The organism is Leptolyngbya sp. CALU 1928 (assembly GCF_056784215.1).
On the sequence record NZ_JBXBCE010000006.1, the window covers coordinates 59,717 to 79,268 of the forward strand.

Sequence of the window (19,552 nt, forward strand, 5' to 3'; positions counted from 1 at the left end):
TTGAAATCATCAGCGACACAACAGTAAATCGCTGTCTAATTGCCCGTTGGTTGCAGCAAGTCCGTTGAGAGTATTGCCTTTGAAGATACCTTTGCCAAAGATCATGTCAACTTCTGCCGCTCGAAAGGGTGGAGCAATTTTATTCTTCGCCACCTTAACTTTGACCCGAATGCCGTATTCCTCACTCCCTCGCTTCAATGTCTGAATCCGGCGAGTATCCAATCGCAGTGAAGCATAGTATTTGAGTGCATGACCTCCTGTGGTTGTTTCAGGATTACCGTAAACTACACCAATCTTGAAACGCAGTTGATTCAGAAAAATCACGGTGCATTGACTATGCAGGCAATTCATTAAGCGCCGGAGGGCTTTGCTCATCAACCAGGCAATGGAAGTTGTTGGGAAATCACCCATCTCTGCTTGAAGTTCTGCCTCTGTAACCAATGCAGCCACGGAGTCCACCACAATCAGATCAACACTCTTAGAACGCACCAGTTGTTCAACTATTTCCATTGCCATCTCACCGCTATTAGGTTGACTGACCAACATTTGATCGATATCGACTCCGATCGCAGCGGCATAAAGTGGATCGAGGGCGTGTTCCATATCGACAAAGGCAGCAATACCTCCAAGCTTTTGCATTTGGGCGATCGCCTTTAATGCCAGTGTGGTCTTGCCGCTACTCTCTGATCCATAAATTTCGATAATGCGTCCTCTCGGATAGCCTCCTCCCAATGCCACATCCAGTTCAGTTGAGCCACTGGAGAAGGTTTTCACGCTCATATGACTGGCATCCCCCAGGCGCATGATGGAACCATTGCCAAATTCCCGGTTGATCGTTGATAGGGTCTGCTCTAGATCCGATTTTTTGCTTACCAGTTTGTTAGCCATCGTTCTCAAGAATGAACAACCGACCTCCATTTCTGAAGATCGGTGGATGTGCAGCGATAGCTGACGGTTGATCAGTTGATCACGGGCTAACTTCTGTCTCAGTCTGTGCGATGGGTAAAGCGTTTTTCTCAACCAGAGGCTCTGCCAACGCATCCAACAACACTAACCCCAGTTGCTTCAGCAAAGCCGTGTTGCCATCGGGACAACCATGTTGAATCAAGCACTTGGCGCAACCCGCATCACAATCACAGCCACGGGCGATCGCAGCAGCAGTACTCGCAAGTTCAGCCATATGTTTGAATACGGCTTCAGAAGCCCCATTTCCGCCGTCGCTAGTGTCGTAGAAATAGCCTGCGTACTGGTTGCGATCGCCAGCTTCCTTAACCACTGAAAAGTTGACTTCTCTGGGGTCAACCCTGGCAAACAATTGGAGCGATCGCAGGATTTGATGCCCAAAGCTGTGTATGGCGATCAGGCTACTGGGATGCTCCCATAATTGCTGATAGCCGGGTGGAATTGGCTGCCCACTACGACTCAAGCTAGTTCTTGCTTCCCTGGCAAAGGTTTGGAGATAGTCCTGTGCAGTGGAGTCGATCGCCACTTTGACAATGGGGGCTGAAAATTGAGTGCGGTAGGGCTGCTCAAAACTTTCTTCAGACAGGGTCTTGATCAGCAGTGCCTTGCGGGTTGGCTTACTGCAAAGTGGACAGCGGCGATCGTCTGGTAACGGCTCTTTGTAGTTCAAACACCGTCGGTTCAGACAGGTCTGTTCATAGAGCTGTGTCATCAAACTGTAACCGCTAGTGATATGGCTGACTTGCCCATAGCTGAGTTCAAGCGTTAGGACGGCAGGTAAATCAGCATTCCCCTCCGCACTGGGAAATTTTAACGGTAAGGCGACCGGATTGGTTAAAGCCTTCAAGCTGCTGGTTTCCGATTGAGTAAAAGCAACCGTGAACAGGGGACTTTCCGGCACTTGTTTCAGAATTGCCTGCTTACTGGTCAAGTCGAGCGAGATGCACTGATACGTCAATATTTGTCCGTCGCCATCTTGCCGTTTGTAGATGGCATGGGGATGCACTTCCCGATGGGCAATGTCCTCCGACACTTCCTCCAGTGCTTGGCCCGACTCAGCATCCATCAGTTTGACGGTCGTTTGAGACACACCTCCCCGAAAGTTGACATCTTTATGCGGGTAGCCCCGCGCCCATAGACCCTTACGCCCTTTGTTGAGATGTCCTTGAGCCATTAAAAGTTTTGCAACCTCGATCGCAGCACTCCCAAAGTAATGTTTGATTTTGCTGGTGGGAATGCCCGTTTCTGCTGCGGCACAAAGCAGATGTTTAGCCACAAAGATGGGGTATTCGTCATTGAAGAAAACGTCCTCCGCTTCACCAGAGATCAACAGTTCTAGATGCTCTGTGATGTAGCGATCAATCGGATTAAGAGCATTGGGAATCAGCACTGTCATTCCCGGTTTGACACGTCCGGCTCGACCACTGCGCTGCTGATATGCCATCTTGGAGCCGGGCCAGCCCCGTAGAACACAGCACTCCAGTTCAGGTAGGTCAATGCCAGCTTCTAAGGCTTCCGTCGCAATAATCCATTGAATGATGCCGGACTGGAGTTGTTGAACCACTTCAGCCCGACGCTCTGGACTGATGCCGCCATAGAAAGCAGCCACCTGTTTTGACTTCAGCAATCCCGTTAGATCCCTGACACTCCGGCGCGAGTTGCAGAAGGCAATCCCAGACTTCTCTTGAGCTAACAAGAACTGAATAACACGAGCTGTATCAGCCGTAAGGTTGTAGCTGGGTTGAGTCACAACCACCTGGCGATGGGGTACCGCAGCTCCACTCCTATGAATCCAAATGAGAGGTTTTGGATCACGCTTAGTTGGCTTCAGTCCCGCCAGCTTCTGGGCAAGCTGTTTCGGGTTGCCACAAGTTGCACTCAGAAAGATGAATTGCAGCTCTCTGGAGCGACCGCCATAGTGATCCACTGCTAGCCGAATGCGACGGATCAGCCAAGCCATATTGGCTCCATAGCTGCCTGAAAGCGTATGTGCTTCGTCGATCAGCACGTAACGTAATTGCTGATAGAAAGTTGCCCAACGCTCCGATTTCCAGGCTTGCTTGAGTTGAAAGTGAATCAGTTCTGGCGTGACCCCCAGAATGTGGGGATCGGATGCGAGAATTTGCTCCCGTTCCTCGGTCTTCACATCCCCTGTCATCATTGCCAATACAGGGCGGGAGACAACAGGTATACCTGAAAGCAGCTCCGAAATTTTATGAAACTGATCCAGCGCTAGTGCACGGAGTCCATAAAATGCCAATGCCCGGTACCCTTCATTCATGCAACCTTCCAAAATACCAGGGTAGGTACTGAGTGTTTTGCCGCTCGCAGTGGGAGAGGTGAGAATCAGACTTTTGCCTGCACGAATGGCTTGCAAAGCCTTGAGTTGATGGGAGTAGAACTGGTGAATCCCCTGAGCATGAAGAGCCTCAACCAATTCAGGCGGCAAATCAGCAGGAATCTCTTTCAAATCTGGCTCTTGTGCAGGAATGGTTTGCTGCCAGAGCAAGTCTTCTCCCAAGAATTCAATGATATCAGTTGGTTCAGAGGGGCTATCGCTCGTTGAATCAGGATTTTCTGCAATAGAAGTCGTCGGTGGTGTCCAAAAGCTTTGGAGCAGAGCACCGTAGTTCGGTGTCGTTGTCATGGTCGTTGGCTTCGCTCAATGCCCCCAAACATCCCCCATAGGGGAAGGCAGATGCCTGCACAGTTACAGGCATTCGATCGCCTCGATCGCCTGAATTGTCAAAAATCACTCTAGATGAACTGAGAAGTGTTTATGTTGTAAGGGATTTGGAAGATGATTGGCTAGAATTTATCTCCAGTGCCTTATTTGCGACATCGACTGTTTGTTTAACAGCTTTCTCCTTGCGTTCACTATAGCGATCGGTGAGGTAATCGACCTGATTCCGCAGTAGCAGCGTGAATTTATAAAGTTCTTCCATTACATCTACCACCCGATCGCGATACGGCGAGTCCTTCATCGTGCCATCATCATTGAACTCTTGATAAGCCTTAGCAACGGAAGATTGGTTGGGGATCGTGAACATTCGCATCCAACGCCCCAAAAGTCTCAAGGTGTTAACTGCGTTGAAAGACTGAGAGCCGCCACTGACCTGCATCACAGCTAGCGTTCTCCCTTGCGTGGGGCGCACTGCCCCAATGCTCAACGGAATCCAGTCAATCTGGTTTTTCATAATGCCTGTGATCTGCCCATGCATTTCTGGGCTAGACCAAACCTGTCCTTCTGACCATAGGCTTAACTCACGTAATTCTTGCACTTTGGGATGAGTATCTGGAACGCTACCGTAAATCGGCAGTTCTCGTGGGTCGAAGAACTTTACTTCTACACCAAACTCTTGAATAATTCGAGCTGCTTCTTCTGCTAGCAACCGGCTGTAGGAACGCTCACGCAGGGAGCCGTACAAAAACAAAATTCGAGGGGGATGATCAAATGCTGTCACCTGATACTTCTCCTACTAACTCCTGTAGAAACGTAGTTTGGGCCGCTCGCAACTCAGCATTGGGGTTGGCAGTTTGGATGACACGCGTCGCGTTGTCATACGATGAACCTGTAATAATGAGGTAAGCTGCCAACATGGTTCCTGTCCGGCGATTACCAGTGGTGCAATGCACGGCAACCGCATTGCCAATCTGATTTTGCTGCTCTACAAACTTTTGCAGTTCCTGAAGCTGTTCCGGACTGGGTGCAGTTCCTCCTTTTGTGGGCAGCCAACGGTAAGGTAGGTCTGCTTGCTCATACAGGTCAAGATTTGAGGGATCATCCATCACAGACACGATCGCCCCAACTCCCGTTGCTTTCAACTCAGCAATTTCCTCTGCGGTTGGTTTCCGCACTCCTGCTAATTTGCCTGGAATAACCCACCACAGGTTTTCTACGATCGGTTGTTCCATGGGTGATTTCTTGATCTGTGCTAACTCCTGGAGAAAAATAGCCTGGTTCTTTGGTAGCTCAATACTGGGGTTCGCATCCAGGATGGTTTTCATTGCACTCTCGTAAGACAAACCGACTCCGATCAGATATGCCGCTAACATTGTCCCTGTCCGGTGTTTTCCAGTGCTGCAATGCACAGCAACAGCGTGACCCGAACGATTTTGACTCTCAACAAAGTGTTGAAACTCCTGAATCTGTACTGGGTTGGGCACAGAATCAATTTCTATGGGCAACCACAGATGAGGGATACCTGCTTCCTGATAGAGACTCAAATTGTCAGAGTTATGAAAAACAGAGACAATCGCCCCAACTCCCGCTGCTTGCAACTCAGGCAATTCTTCCGACGTGGGCATTCGGACACCTGCTAATTTGCCTGGAATGATCCACCACAGATTCTCCTGGATTGGCTGACTAATTGTTAGCTCCATTGCAATGATCCTTATTTAACAAGAGCCGTTTGAAGGGATTCAATTAATCGAGTCACCCGTTCTCTCACTTCATCCCGCACTCTCGGAAAAATTTCTGGCTGCTCTGCTGGGTCATCCAGTTGCCAATCTTCAAACACTTCCCGTGTAACCCATTCAGGTGGCAAATTCGCCCCACATCCACAGAGAGAGATAACCACATCAAAATCTTCTGGATTAAAATCGCTCAAAGGTTTTGAGGTTTGATTGCTAATATCAACCCCAGCATCTTTCATCGTGGCGATCGCTTCGGGTCTGACCTGACTTGCCTCCAAGCCTGAACTCGTCACATCGATCACGCCAGTTCCTAAGTGCTTGGCAAACCCCTCTGCCATCTGAGAGCGAGCCGAATTCTTCTTGCAAACGAACATTACGCGCTTCATCGTTAAATTTCTCCCAAATAGAGTTACAGTTTGATCGATTTAGCCCCTTTGAAGTAACGCCGTTCAAACCAAAACGCAACATTGACAAGCGCAATCAAAGCAGGCACTTCTACTAGCGGTCCGACAACGGCGGCAAAGGCAGCGCCAGAGTTAATTCCAAACACCGCGACAGCAACGGCGATCGCCAACTCAAAATTGTTGCCCGCCGCGGTGAACGCAACACTAGCAGCTTTCGAGTAGTCTGCTTTAACCCGCCATGCCATATAGAAACTGACCAAGAACATGAGGGCAAAGTAGATGACTAATGGAACTGCAATCCGTAAAACATCAAGCGGAATTTGAACAATCTTTTCCCCTTGCAAGCTAAACATCACTACGATCGTGAACAACAGGGCAATCAGCGTGATTGGGCTAATTTTAGGAATGAATTCTTCGTGATACCAAGCTCTGCCCTTCGCTTTGACTAAGAAGAAGCGAGTAAAATATCCTGCTAAGAACGGAATACCCAAATAAATGAATACGCTTTTGGCAATTTCGGCAATGCTCACGTTTACAACACTGCTCTGCAAGCCAAACAAAGGCGGTAATACGGTCAAGAAGAACCAAGCAAAGGGACTATAGAAGATCACCTGGAAAATGCTGTTAAAGGCAACCAGTCCAGCTGTGTACTCGGTGTTACCTCGTGCTAAATCACTCCAGACGACAACCATTGCAATGCAACGGGCTAATCCAATCAGGATCAGTCCCACCATATATTCTGGATAGCCTCTGAGAAACGTGATTGCCAGCAAAAACATCAAAATGGGTCCAATCACCCAATTGAGCAGTAGGGATACCCCTAAAATCTTGCCGTTACGGAAGACATCGCCTAATTCCTCGTACCGCACTTTAGCTAGTGGCGGATACATCATTAGAATTAAGCCAATGGCGATCGGAATGTTGGTTGTACCTACCTGAAACTGATGAACAAATTGTTCCACGCTGGGAACGAAGTAGCCTAATGCCACTCCGATTGCCATTGCTAGAAAAATCCACAGTGTGAGGTAACGGTCAAGAAAGGAGAGGCGCTTGTAAACCGATTGATTGATAGCTTGGCTCATCGAGATCCTTATAAGGGCTAAAGATAATTACTCAAGTTCTGGTTAGATAAACAAAACGGGCGTTGATTGATCTAAAATGTTTGCTCTTTTTGAAGGACTTCTCTGATAGTCAGGTAAGGCTGGGGCTTGCCGTCATACGCTGTGCCAAGTTCGCCTTTGTAAAGATGCACTTTGCCAATGTCATAAGCTTCTGCGGGTAATGGAATGTAGCCAACGGTTTGAACAATGCGCTGCACATTGTCCATGTAGAACGTCACAAAATCACGTAAAGCTTCATTTTGTTGAGACTTTGGCAAATTGATGTAGATAAACAAAGGACGAGATAAAGGTTGATACTGAGCTTTCTCAACCGCTTCACGTGATGGAGCAACCGCACCTTTGCCTCGCCCATCGTCGATCGCAACGGCTTTCAGTTTGTTCTGATTTTGCTCATAGTAAGCCAGACCGAAGAATCCTAATGCATTGGGGTCGGTTTCAACACCGCGTACCAGAACGTTGTCATCTTCACTACCGGTGTAATCGCTACGGGTTTTTGCTCCACCAGTAATTACTTCAGCAAAGTAGTCGTAAGTGCCAGAATCCCCACCAGCACCATAGAGAGATAGGGGACGGTTCGGAAAATCGGAGCGAATTTGGTTCCAGGTTTTGATTTTCCCTTCGGCAGTAGGCTCCCATATCTTCTTGAGATCTTCGACAGTCAACGATTGTGCCCAAGTGTTTTGGGGATTCACCACCACTGTCAAGGCATCGAAAGCAACGGGGATTTCAATAAACCGAACCCCTGCCTGCCGACAGGCTGCAATTTCTTCGGTTGAGATCGGACGAGAGGCATCATTGATGTCCGTTTCACCTGCACAGAACTTTCTAAAGCCACCTGTCGTTCCAGAAAAGGCAACGTCTACTTCCGTCCCTGAATTTGTCTGCTTAAATTCTTTAGCAACGGCATCAGTCAGGGGATAAACGGTACTGGAGCCATCAATTTTGATTGATGTAGTCTTTTGAGAAACTGGACTGGCTTGGGTTTGGCTAGCACTATTTGATTGAGTAGACGCACTACACGCTGATAGAGTAAGAGCAAGCAAGGTAAGAACAGCCTGAACTTTGAGCATTTTGTTGACTTGAAAAACCATACGCCTCCAATTGCGTGAAAATTTGGTATCAGAAGCTGTAGTCCAAGGTTCCACGTTTATATTTAAAAGTATTGATACATCAATTTTAATTGATGTATTTGTACAAAAGCTCAACCAATCAGGAAAGATGTAACAAAATTTATTGAATTGGTAGGACTAGAAGAACTGCCAAGCTACGCAGGCTAATCGTCACAGGGAGGAGCAGGCATAATTGGACTGAAGCGACGATATTCCGCTAGATACTGCTCCAAAACAACAAACTGGGGCAGATTGAGACTGTAGTAAATCCAGCGTCCTTCTTGACGCGATCTAACTAGATCAGCTTCCTTCAAAACCTTGAGATGGAATGATAGCTTGGATTGAGTCGCTTCTAACGCTTTACATAGATCACAAACACAGAGTTCTTTTGTCCGCAGCAAATCAAGAATTTGCACTCGAAGCGGCTCGGAAAGTGCATGAAAGCTTGCTGCAACTGAGTTGGCAGATAGTATGGATGCTCGTCTCATCAAGTTTTATTAATTCAATTTTTATTGAAATAAGCTTTAACCGTAGAAGTTTAGTATAGAACCCATTTGAGATCTTAAGAAGAGGCAGCAAGGCGCTTAACCATAAGCCTGACAAAGCAGAGATTGATTTTGGTCGTTGCGTTATCAAGAGTTCGTTCAAAGTTCTTGACCAAGATTTTACACCGCTCCATCCAAGCATTGGATCGCTCAATTACCCAGCGAGCAACCGCTGGCACAAAACCCGATTTTCCTTGCGCCGCATTCTCCTGCTTTGAGGGTTTGGTAGACAATTGAAATCTGATTTTCGTCATGATCTGAGGATACACTTTCTCTAACTCGGTAGTCAGATGGTCGATGTGATAGCCGTGGTCTAACAAGAGGGTGATCTTGGGAATATTGACGGGTTTCGACTTGAAATAGTCAATGTTCAAACTCAGCATCTCAATCAATCCTGCATCATCGGAAACATTGGCTTTTGTGCAGTGGGTAAAGAAGGGAAACCCAAGCGTATCGACAGCCAGATGCCGTTTGATGCCATTGGTCGCTTTGTAGAAACAAAAGCCTTTAGAGGCTACTCCGGCAGTGCAGGTATTCTTGACCGCTTGCGAGTCGATGATGATCAGCGTTGTCCACTTCGGTTTTTTTTTAACCTGTTCACGCACTTGTTCGTGCAGCATCCGCATCAACTCCTCGAACACTCCAGCAGTGCGCCACTGTTTGTAGTGCCAGTAGACCGTCGAGTAGGGGGGAAAGTCTTTGGGTAAGTCTTCCCAATTGCAGCCATTTTTGAGTTGATAGAGGATGCCATCGAAAATCTCTCGTTTTGTCCAATTGCAAGGACGGGTTCGTTTCTTCTGGGGCAACACCTCAACCAACAGGGGTTCAAAGATTTCCCATTCTCCATCAGTAAGGCTGCTCGAATAGCTCATAGCGGTCAGATGATAGGGCTACGAGCACCCTAAATCATGCTTGTAAAGATGTCAAATCCGCTCTATAAGGCTCGGAACTGAACATTGTCATCGAGTATCAGCTTTCACTCATCCATAAAGCAGCCTGCCGCCCAGTCATAATTGAGTTGGGTACTGTTGACAGCCACAGAACTGGTATAGGAAATAGCGAAGGGCGATCGCCTCATACCAGTCCATACCAGTCCACACCATTGCTGTAAGCTGTGTACCCAGTCAAATGGACTTGAACAACCGCGCGATCGCCAGCAGAGATGGCAAGATGGCGTTTGCCTGCACAGCACCTTGCTTAATCGACATTTCCAAATCCACCAGTTTGGTTACTGCCTGAATCAAGGCTCTGAGGGGCATGGTTGCGACCTCTTGCCGCAAATAGTAAAGCCGATTGGGATTCCCCACGTTGCACAGTTGAGCAATTTCAGTGTTGTTCTGGATACCACTCGCAAGCGCACTTTTAACCCATAGCCAGGTTCTAAACTGGGTCAGTAGAGTCGCAACCATCACCAGCATTGGCTCAGAGCGAGCCAGCAATTCGTCGATCAGACGCACGACTGCTTCACTTTCCCCGTTGCGAACCGCCTCCGCTAATTGCAAATTGCTTTGAGTCTGGCAAGGAATCAGGCTTTGTACTTCAGCAAGACCGACGGGCTGACTATTCGTATAGATTGCCAGTTTGCGGAGTTCTGAAGCACCACGGGTCATGTCATTGCCGATCGCCGCTGCCAGATATTCAACAACATCTTTGGGCAGTCGTAGTTTCATCTGCTTTGCTTGAGTGGCGATCGCCTCTGCGATCAGATCTGTACGCCAGGGCGGAATTAATGAAAGCTCGAGACACTGACCGTACTTGAGCAAATGCTTGTAGATCTTGAGCCGTTTGTCTACGTTGGTTGCCACAAATACAAGAGTTGTAGAATCTGGCACCTGAGCAGCTTGTTGCAAACTTTCTAACTGGGCATCACCCCATTGCTTAAAATTGCAGTCTTCTACGACCACAAGCCGTTTACCACCACTGAGCGAGGGTGTTCGTGCCGCACTCATGGCTTGTTCCAAAGCACTGGCAGGGAAGCGATGATAGCAAAGCTCTAACCACTGCGGGTCAAGTTCTGCTTTGTAGTGCTCCAGCTTTTGTCGAATGGCAAATTGATCGTCTCCAGGCAACAGAATAATCATACTGATCTCCCATTTTTGCTGGCTGTGAGCGTTCTGATCAATACAGTCATCGGCTTCGGGCTATGAGTAACTCGCTGAAGCATTCGAGCGATCGCCTGTTGATTCGCTTCAAACTTCGCAAACGACGCAGGGGCAACTTCCAGAATTGCCTTCGTTCCTTGTAGCTTGGTCAGGCGTGCCTGAGCCAACAACTTTTGAGTTCCTGGTTTAGCCGAGGCTACAACTTTTTGCCAGAGAGCTGCTAAATCAGTAGGCTTGTGAACTGCGGTTACCGAAGCTGTCTCAGAGATTGCTTTACGGCTATGCCCATTTTTGCCCACTGCCTGCTTCACATCTGGAGAGCTAAAGGGAATCGATCTCAACATCGGCATCAAGTTCAGCAGACACGTCTCTAGCCAGACAGATGCGTTGGTCGTGTTGCGAAGATAGCTCTCTGCTTTCTGTAATTGAACCAGAGACTGGTTAAGTGTGTCGAAATCCCAGTGAGCGGTGATCGCCTTCAATTGGCTATAGTTGACAGGGCTGGTAAGTAGATCTGCTGCCTGGGGAGCCGCTTTGAGAATGAGCAGATCTCGGTAGGTTTGGAGCAAGCTGCTGAGAATCAATTTGGGTGTTTTGCCAGAATCAACCAACGTTCGGGCTGATTGAAGGAGTTGAAAGGTATCGTTCGTGGCGATCGCCTCCAGCACTATCAGCAGGTCTGTTGCCGTAACGCCACCCGTCATTTCAATCACATGATTCGCGGTCACTGCTTCACCGAGCAGGCTAACCTGACCCAAAAGCTGAAGGGCATCCCGTAAGCCTCCCTCTGCAAAACGGGCGATCGCCATTAAAGCGTCAGCACTGACAGCGATCGCTTCGGCATCCGCAATCTCCTGAAGGTGCTGGGCGATCGTCTGGATCGACAGTGTCCGAAAGTGAAACACCTGACAGCGGCTTACAATCGTCGGCAATACCTTATGCACTTCTGTGGTGCAAAGAATAAAGACCACATGGGGTGGTGGCTCCTCAATACACTTAAGCAGAGCGTTTTGAGACTGTGTGGTTAACATGTGGCTTTCATCAAGCAGGAAAACTCGGTAACGTCCGATAACTGGAGCAAAGCTACTGCGTTCAATCAAAGCACGGGCATCATCCACCCCATTGTTAGAAGCTGCATCAATCTCACTCACATCCAGGCTGTTACTGGCTTCAATAGAGCGACAAGATTGGCAGGTACCACAGGGTTCATCAGTAGGTCCATCAAAGCTTAAACAGTTGAGAGATTTAGCAAAGATACGCGCAGTAGAGGTTTTACCAGTTCCTCTGGAACCTGTGAAGAGGTATGCCGGGGCAACATACATTTGGTCGATGGCATTGGACAAAGCGGTTTGGACGTAGGGTTGTCCAACCAGTTCTGCCAGGGTTTTCGGGCGATATTTTTGATGCAAGGCGATGGTCGGCATGGTGATAGTAGTTTAATCATCATGGCGATCGCCCCTAGTCAGGGGCAGCTTGCTTTAGTGGAGGTAAATTAGAGACCACTCCACTCTCGCAAAACCCATAACAAGACACCTTGCACCTCTACTTGGCATTCTTCTGCATTAACTGTGATGGGTGGGTAGTTAGGATTAGATGCAATCAGCGAAATGTGATTGCCCTCACGATAAAAGTGCTTCAGCGTTGTACCCCTACCTTCTACCCACGCTGCCACAATCTCTCCAGCCTTCAATGCAGTAAGATCAGAGACAGGACGCATAATCACAAATGAACCATCCGTAATGTGATCGCCAATCATACTGTTCCCAGCCACTTGGAGTGCAAAATCCCCCAGTTTCAGTTTTGGACTGGAGATTGACAGCACATCCTGAGTATCAGTGAATACCTCACTAAGATAGCCTGCGGCGATCGTCCCCCAAATTGGAATGCCACCTCGGTTTAATTTAAGAAATTGGATAGCACGAGCTTTTCCAAACTGCCGTTTGATATAGCCCTCTCGTTCCAAATATTTGAGACTATTTTGGATTGCACCGCGAGGTTTTCCCATCTCCGCCATCATTTCATCAATAGCAGGAGAATAATCGTGAAGCTGACTGTAGGCTTCCAAGTATTCAAGGAGTCTTAGGTGAGGAGAGGGGCGCTGCATTTGATAGAAGTAGCTAAGTTGGTTTTATAGTACAATTGTTCTTAATTTTAGGCAAGTTGGTAAAAAATAGGCGCTTGGATTTTTGATGATGAACAAATCCCCAGCTCCAAAACCTTATGATGAGATCCGTTGTTGGATCTTTTTATTCCGTTGAATCGCACCATTCAGCTTCTTCAAGTTCAAGACCAGCAGGTCATCGATGCCATCCTGACAGAGGTGACTGACAAGCACCTTGAGGATGCCAGAACTTTGTGGGAGCCAATTTTGGAAGGGAGCGGTCAAGACGATGAGTATTGGAATTGGGTAGGCAAGAGCCGTCGATCTAAGTTACTCCCAGGCGATGAGTTGTACGCGATCGAATGCGAAGGGATCACCCAAGGGCTGATGATGCTTGATGTCTTAAAAAAACGCTGTCTGATTGAATCTCAGTTACGACGGCGGTTAGTCTACATCAGTGCTTTGGCAACCGCCCCTTGGAACCGACCTGTCATCACAAACCCTCCGACCTACAAAGGCGTTGGGGGTAATTTGGTGGATTTCGCAGTCGCCCGCAGCTACGAATTGGGTTATCAAGGCAGCATAGGGTTACATGCCCTGCCGGGTGCGCTAGGATTTTACAGAAAGCTGAGAATTGGACTGCTCGATTGCGGTCCTGATCCTGAAGAACCCGATCACCTCGTTTACTTCGAGACTTTACGGATGGATGACCCATGACTCAATCGATTCCTGCCAAGCCGAAAGCCGCACCGAATGAAGGGACTCGCCATCAGCGCCTCATGGAGTTGATTGAAGCAGAGGACGCTGCCAATGGAGAAGTTGGTTGTGGACGAGATTTGGGAAACAGTATTTCAGGCTATTTCAGCACCCGTGAAATGGCGCTTGAAGACGAAAAACTGAAGCGTTTCTTGCAAGCGCATTTAGGACACATTTTGATGGAGCCAGATTTTGATGCCATCGCCACTCAGATTCAACGCCAGATTGAATCTTTGCTCATTCCGGCTGCGAGTCAGTCCTTGGGTTCTGAGCTTCCGCCAGCTTCAACAAACGTCACCACACATATTCCAACAGAAGCGCTCAAAGAACTATTTCAGTCACAGCTTGCCGAGTTTTGTTCCGAAGCTGCCTTAGAACAACTGATTCAGTTTAGCCATCAGATCATCCACAAAGCCGTCCTTCGACCCCGACATACCTGGGCTAGTCCGATTTGGGTACTGAGAAGCGAGACGCAGATCTACATTGCTCAGGCAGCAGGGATTGAGGAAGCGATCGCTAAGGTCAAAACTCAGCATCCCCAGGAAACTGGAAAACTGGAAGTGGTCACAGTCGGAGGTATTCTGGCACCCGATCAGGTGATCTCTATAGATACAAGAATACTATAGTATTCTTGTCCTGGGAAAAATTTTCAAGATAAGCCTAACTACTCCGTTCACCCACCATTACTAGCTTCAATTTCCAACCAATAAACTTGCTTCGGTTAGGGTGCAATCGGCTTAGGGCATATTGTTATACTGCACCGCCACTCAGACTTAAGCCTAAACTACAATTCCTCCGTTAGTCGTCTAAGCAAATTATTGAACAACTCATCAATCTTCTGAGGATCAGAAACTAATGTGCCACGCTCATCGCGGAAAGTGCGATCTCGTTCACCTTTGAAAGACAACCAGTTAAAACTGGTAGAAACTGCAAACCTGGTATCTGATATCAAGATTTTGGCATGAGTATCTCCCAATCGCTTGAGGATAAAGGATTTAGAATACTGAGTTGCCAACTTTTGTAGAGCTTTTTCAGCCTCAATATCTTTTGGATAACGGTTTTCGTCTTTCTCTCCCAAACCATACCCGATAAAAACTTGGACTCCTCGTTTCAGCAGATTCTCAAATTGCTGGAGAAACCATCGGTTGACAGAATTAGCCCGAATCCATGGAGAAATAATCAGTAAGCGTTCCTGGGTATCCTTCAAGGCTTGCTCTAACAAAGGACGATGCTCATACATCTCTAGCCAGCGCATAGGAACTGAGGCAAGCATAGATTCCATTCGAGATTGCAGCTGTAAAATCTGCTGTTCTTTCTCTTCAAGTTGTTGAATCAATTCACTCTTTTCATCTTCATTGTCTGTTTGATCTAGTTTTTCTTGTGCTACTTCAATTTGCGCTTCTATTTCTGCCTTAACTTCAGTTACTTTTGCAGTTATAGTATCCGGATCAACTAGATTTGCTGATACAAATTCTTGCCCTAAAAGGTCTTCTGCAAATTTAAGTGGCTCATTTTTCTGTAAGGCATTAAGAATCTGATTTCGGATTTTCTTGGCTCCGGTTGAACGGGCAAAAGCAGCTTCATGCTCATTTGAGAGCATATCATCAACAATGAAGGCAATTTGAATTTCATCACTATCTTTTGCCTTGTAAACAAGCGCAGTAGACAGCTGAAAAAATCTTTGCCTTCGCTCAATTGCTTTTAATGCTAATAAATCCTGTTCTTGCGAATTTTTAGAGCTTCTTTCTCTGAATTTCTCAATTTTCTTGATAGTTGCATCAATATCCTTGATTTTTAAATCAGATAATTCTGGAGGACGCTTAGGTGAAGGTTCAATTTCCAAAACGCCTTCATCTCGTAAATCTTTTGGCTTCAGTAAACTCTTCTCAAATTGAGCATACCAACGCGGGGTTCGTAGAAGTCCATCAAAATTAATGTCGAAGGTTCGTTCCTCTGGGACGATAATTTTAGCTTCTCTTAAAGTCCTCTCACCCTTCTTAGTCAATCTCCACATTTGAAACTGCGACGCATCAGGAGCAATCAAATCAATATCTTCGCTCAGTCGAAGATTCACCATTGCCTCTCTAGTTGTTGAGATTTCCAAACCTAAAAATCCTGCAACTTCCTCTTCAGACGACAATCCAGCATCAATCGATTTTAGAACAAACTCCTCAATTGGCGGAATTGGCTTGCGAATCTGAGTGAGAACATCAACGGTAACTTTATAAACAGGCAAACCAACTTCTTGGCAACTAACTAAGTCAAAGCCAGGACGATTATCATAGCGACGAAGATCCTCAGAAGAGAGAGAGACAAACTCTGATTCCCAGTTCATAAGTTTAGCTCCTTACAAATGCAGTCTTCTGGGTGTTGTTCGATGTAGTGTAAAACGTCACTCAAAGGGCTATAACTCAATGATCGGCAAAACTGATGATCACCCACAATCAAAAGACCAACTCGACCTCTGGATAATGCAACATTCAACCTAGCTTCATCGCGTAAGAAGCCGATTTTTCCATCTTTATTGGAGCGAGTGACAGAATAAATCACGATATCAGCCTCACGTCCCTGAAAGGCATCAACTGTATTGCACTCAATTGCTAAAGTCTGCAAGCCACTTTGCTCTGCATCTAAGCTGCGCTTCAACAATTTCAACTGTCCCGCATAACCACTTAAAACTGCTACTTTATAATTCCTCTGGGCTTCCATAGCTACTTGGTTTAATTGCTTCAACCATTGAAAAATGGCAGTGACTTCGCAGGAATTATTAAAGCTAGAATTAGCATTTTGCTCACGACTGTTAGGAAGCTTTGATGTCGTTAGCCACGTAACGGGTCTTGGTAAGACTTTGCTCAAAACCTTATCAATTTCAGGTCCACTACTTTCTAATTTTCCCTCATAGAAACAGGTGCTAATGATCTTGCCGATTGGTTCTACCATTCGATGCTGAGTAGCCAGCATTTTCTGGCATCCATCCGGTAAGATTCTTAAAAGACGATCAAACAAAGTTTCCTGAACATCCTCTGGAGTCAATTCGTATTGCTCAAGAAATTCAGTATTTCGACTGGCTTCATCTTGAAAGGGTGGAAGCTGTTTTGGATCTCCTACTAATAGCCACTTTTTGGAACGCGACATTGGTACTAAGACTTCCGTCGCAGTTGCCTTTGAAGCCTCATCTACAATGCAAAGGTCAAATTCAGCGTCATGAATTTCTCTGGAAATCCCGATACAAGTTCCAGCTACAACTTGTGATCGCTTAATTAATGGATTATTAAATCGTTCATTACGACCAAACTGATCAAACCATTCTGTTTGCAGGTTTATAAGTTTTTGTAGTAATTTAGCATTCGGTGCGTTTGGATCAATCAGATTGTTGCTCCGATTCTCTAGTTCTATACTTGTCAACCTTAATAATTCATCGACTTTGATTTGAGTTATTTCCTGAAGGCGTTTGACTTTCTGCTTCTGTTCATCCCGCAAGGCTTTTGTCTTTTTCTCTAATTCTTCGATTTCTTCTTGTAAGCGTTTAAACTCTTCTTCCTGTGCTGCCGAAATTCTTCGCTTTTGCTTTTCTTTAGAACTTCCTACATTCGCTGACTGAGATATGCCTTCCCTTTTTTTAAGTTCAGTATGTAAAAATTCTAATTTTATTTTTGTAGACTTTCGTGGCGCTTGACGTTCACTTAAGGTTTCAATTATAGGGAAATTGTCTTCTCTCTCTTGCTTTCGGCTCTCCAGTTCCACTCGCAGATTTTCTAGACCTAGTACAATATTTTTTAACTCTTGGAACAAAATTGCCTTTTCCAGATCTTCTTGAGATATTCCATTGTTTGTTGACCAATGAGTTAGGAAATCTCGACCTTTGGATAGTGCATCCTCACGCCATTTCTCTATCTGTTCCTCTAAAAGTAGTGAGTGTACACCTTCGGAAACTCTTTCATGATTGCCAATTCGGATGAGCTTCAAATTTGGGTTCTTGGTTTGAATCCGTTCTAATGCGTTGTCTAACGCAACATGCGTCTGAGAACTGAGCAAAATTCGTGCTTCAGGGTTTTGTTGAAGCGTTTGCAAAATCACTTCAGTAATAAAAGTTGTTTTACCTGTGCCTGGTGGTCCTTGCACTAGCAGAAAGTCTTGCATTGAGAGGGCAGAGCTAACAACTTCCTTTTGTGACTCGTTCAAGTCCTGGACGAACTGAACCTCGAACTCTAAAGTAGGAACTTGAATCTCATCAGGGTTAATTAATAGATTTCGCAGGTCAGAACGAACAGCTCGATCATATCGAATGGCATCTAACGCACTTTTCTGCCGCCTAAGAGCATTCTCAGCTAATCGAGTGTCAAGCTGAAGTTCACCGACTTGAGGCAAACGATCTAGTTTTCCGTCCTTGACATACAGGTGTAGTTCATCACCAACCACCTCTACAACATCTCCACCCAAGAGGCTAAATCCCTTAGAGTTTTTGACATGACGAGACTGCCCAGCAATATCATCTTCAGGTAATTCTGCTAGTTGGAAAATTACTCGATTACCATCAGGACTGAAGGTAAGATACTTAAGAGCTTTCTCTCGCTGCTGTTCCCAATCAGTCTTTGCTCTCAGAATATCCCACCAAACCCGAAATATTCGCTGCTTCTCTTCCTCAGCTCTTGATTGCCTTAAGTTTGCCTCGTGTTCTTCAATCGATAGCCTGAGTTCCCGAATAACATCTTCTGCTTCCCATCTGACTAAAGGTCTCCCAAATCTGAATTCATAAGGTGGTTGATAAGAACGTTCACGATTCTGTTCAAGTATGGCACTGGAAAAGCTCTGAGCATTAATTATGACCAAATGATCCTGCTCTGCTGCAACCAAATATCGGTATGAGAAACCAAAAATAGAGTATTGATTATCAGGAGATCGCCCATTATTTCTATCACCAACTTTTTTGGAAACAGCGCATCCCGCATTTAAATCTTCAAGTAAAACTTTCTCAATCTCTTCTTCAGATATCTGAAACTCATTCTGGAGATTTTTCACAGCGCTACGAGTCAGCTGAAGGTAGCAGGTGTACTTTGGGGTCAGTTGTGAACGAGATCGCTTCTGCTGAATAGCATCTAACTCTGCCAATAGCACTTCTGCATTTGGTTGCCGTTCGGCAGGATCAGTTGCAATAGAACGTTCAATAATCTCGATAATTTCAGGTGGTGCATCAAGATCAGCGATCGCTCTCTGAAGGCTTCTATAGTCAACGAGATCAACATTTGTCAAGCATTTTAGTGTCACTACCCCAAAACTAAATACATCACGGGTATATGGGTATGACCCATCATCTTCTTCAGGTGGTGTGAAGGGGCGCGAGACAAATTCTCTCAGCGTTACCGTTGGACGAAAATATCCTCTAAGTTTTGAAATACCAAAGTCAGCAAGTTTTAACCTACCATCGGCACCAATTAGAATATTGCTCGGCTTGAGATCCCTGTGAACGCATTTTCTTTCGTGAGAGAACGCAAGAGCATTCAGAATCGGAAGAGCTAGCCTTTCCCAATATGAGTCCCATCCCTCTAGGGGGGATTGGTTAAGGAGAGCCGCCAAATCTCGCTCCATCCACTCCAGTACTAGGAAATATTCCCCCGTCTGCTTATCTTTTCCTGAATCAGAAAGCTCAACAATGCTCTGATGTTTTAACTCTCTAAGAGCCTGAGTCTCGCGTCTAAAGGATTCTGCCAAGATACCCACGTCAATTTGTCCATGTTTAAAGACTTTGACTGCGACTTGGCAACCATCTCTTTGATAGTCAGTCGCCTTGTAAACATCAGCCATTCCGCCTATACGTGGATTGGGAAATAAGACGTAGCGATCGTTAATGATACGAGGCATGGCTGTGTGCTTAACTTACCAAGCTAATTATTCCCTCCACCTTAGCCTAACCTCCCAGATTGACTGCGGCACTATCCAAATTTTCCTTGGCGGGAGACCGAACCATCTTCTTATCGAAGCCAACAGATAATATTGGTGCCGTGCCCTGAACCGCAGACAAAGGCAGCCTCCACCCA

General features: G+C 46.3%; 16 protein-coding genes. 2 read left to right on the top strand and 14 right to left on the bottom strand.

Translation table 11 applies throughout. The features are described 5' to 3' along the window. Positions 1 to 9 precede the first annotated feature (9 nt). The 12 genes from recA to lexA form a co-directional block, all read right to left on the bottom strand. Entirely contained in the window at positions 10 to 888 is an 879-nt protein-coding gene (gene recA / locus AC1S5B_RS21380; protein WP_482037723.1) for a recombinase RecA, read from the bottom strand. Positions 889 to 967: 79 nt separating this feature from the next. Further along, positions 968 to 3,610 carry a DEAD/DEAH box helicase gene (locus AC1S5B_RS21385; protein WP_482037724.1) on the bottom strand — a complete coding sequence of 881 codons (2,643 nt, stop codon included), beginning with the start codon at positions 3,608 to 3,610 and terminating at the stop codon, positions 968 to 970. Between the two features lie 130 nt (positions 3,611 to 3,740). After that, positions 3,741 to 4,427, bottom strand: a complete 687-nt coding sequence (gene arsH, locus AC1S5B_RS21390; RefSeq protein WP_482037725.1) for an arsenical resistance protein ArsH — start codon at positions 4,425 to 4,427, stop codon at positions 3,741 to 3,743. After that, entirely contained in the window at positions 4,414 to 5,346 is a 933-nt protein-coding gene (locus AC1S5B_RS21395; protein ID WP_482037726.1) for a phosphatase domain-containing putative toxin, read from the bottom strand. The genes arsH and AC1S5B_RS21395 overlap by 14 nt, the downstream gene beginning before the upstream one ends. Positions 5,347 to 5,357: 11 nt before the next feature. Then, the gene (arsC, locus tag AC1S5B_RS21400) at positions 5,358 to 5,765 is read right to left on the bottom strand and encodes an arsenate reductase, glutathione/glutaredoxin type (protein WP_482037727.1); all 408 of its coding nucleotides are present in this window, start codon (positions 5,763 to 5,765) and stop codon (positions 5,358 to 5,360) included. Between the two features lie 23 nt (positions 5,766 to 5,788). After that, positions 5,789 to 6,865, bottom strand: a complete 1,077-nt coding sequence (arsB, locus tag AC1S5B_RS21405) for an ACR3 family arsenite efflux transporter (protein ID WP_482037728.1) — start codon at positions 6,863 to 6,865, stop codon at positions 5,789 to 5,791. A gap of 71 nt (positions 6,866 to 6,936) precedes the next feature. Then, a complete protein-coding gene (locus AC1S5B_RS21410) occupies positions 6,937 to 7,995 on the bottom strand; it encodes a PstS family phosphate ABC transporter substrate-binding protein (RefSeq protein ID WP_482037729.1) in 1,059 nt (352 codons plus the stop codon). A gap of 182 nt (positions 7,996 to 8,177) precedes the next feature. Then, positions 8,178 to 8,501 carry an ArsR/SmtB family transcription factor gene (locus AC1S5B_RS21415; RefSeq protein ID WP_482037730.1) on the bottom strand — a complete coding sequence of 108 codons (324 nt, stop codon included), beginning with the start codon at positions 8,499 to 8,501 and terminating at the stop codon, positions 8,178 to 8,180. 74 nt (positions 8,502 to 8,575) lie between these two features. Next, the gene (locus AC1S5B_RS21420; protein ID WP_482037731.1) at positions 8,576 to 9,430 is read right to left on the bottom strand and encodes an IS5 family transposase; all 855 of its coding nucleotides are present in this window, start codon (positions 9,428 to 9,430) and stop codon (positions 8,576 to 8,578) included. 252 nt (positions 9,431 to 9,682) lie between these two features. Further along, entirely contained in the window at positions 9,683 to 10,639 is a 957-nt protein-coding gene (gene holA, locus AC1S5B_RS21425) for a DNA polymerase III subunit delta (protein WP_482037732.1), read from the bottom strand. Continuing rightward, positions 10,636 to 12,084: a DNA polymerase III subunit gamma/tau gene (gene dnaX / locus AC1S5B_RS21430; protein WP_482037733.1), complete on the bottom strand. Its 1,449-nt coding sequence runs from the start codon at positions 12,082 to 12,084 to the stop codon at positions 10,636 to 10,638. The genes holA and dnaX overlap by 4 nt, the downstream gene beginning before the upstream one ends. 68 nt (positions 12,085 to 12,152) lie before the next feature. Beyond that, positions 12,153 to 12,764: a transcriptional repressor LexA gene (gene lexA, locus AC1S5B_RS21435; protein ID WP_482037734.1), complete on the bottom strand. Its 612-nt coding sequence runs from the start codon at positions 12,762 to 12,764 to the stop codon at positions 12,153 to 12,155. Positions 12,765 to 12,893: 129 nt separating this feature from the next. On the opposite strand from lexA, the gene AC1S5B_RS21440 reads away from it, so the two are divergent. Both AC1S5B_RS21440 and AC1S5B_RS21445 read left to right on the top strand, forming a co-directional pair. Then, positions 12,894 to 13,478, top strand: coding sequence for a hypothetical protein (locus AC1S5B_RS21440; protein ID WP_482037735.1), 585 nt, complete (start codon positions 12,894 to 12,896; stop codon positions 13,476 to 13,478). After that, complete coding sequence (locus AC1S5B_RS21445) at positions 13,475 to 14,143, top strand: hypothetical protein (RefSeq protein ID WP_482037736.1); 669 nt, start codon at positions 13,475 to 13,477, stop codon at positions 14,141 to 14,143. The genes AC1S5B_RS21440 and AC1S5B_RS21445 overlap by 4 nt, the downstream gene beginning before the upstream one ends. Before the next feature lie 158 nt (positions 14,144 to 14,301). Here AC1S5B_RS21445 and AC1S5B_RS21450 read toward each other — a convergent pair whose 3' ends face one another. After that, entirely contained in the window at positions 14,302 to 15,852 is a 1,551-nt protein-coding gene (locus AC1S5B_RS21450; RefSeq protein ID WP_482037737.1) for a phospholipase D-like domain-containing protein, read from the bottom strand. Further along, positions 15,849 to 19,376 (bottom strand): AAA domain-containing protein, encoded by a 3,528-nt coding sequence (locus AC1S5B_RS21455; RefSeq protein ID WP_482037738.1) that lies wholly within the window; start codon positions 19,374 to 19,376, stop codon positions 15,849 to 15,851. Before AC1S5B_RS21455 ends, AC1S5B_RS21450 begins: the two co-directional genes overlap by 4 nt. Positions 19,377 to 19,552: the final 176 nt, after the last annotated feature.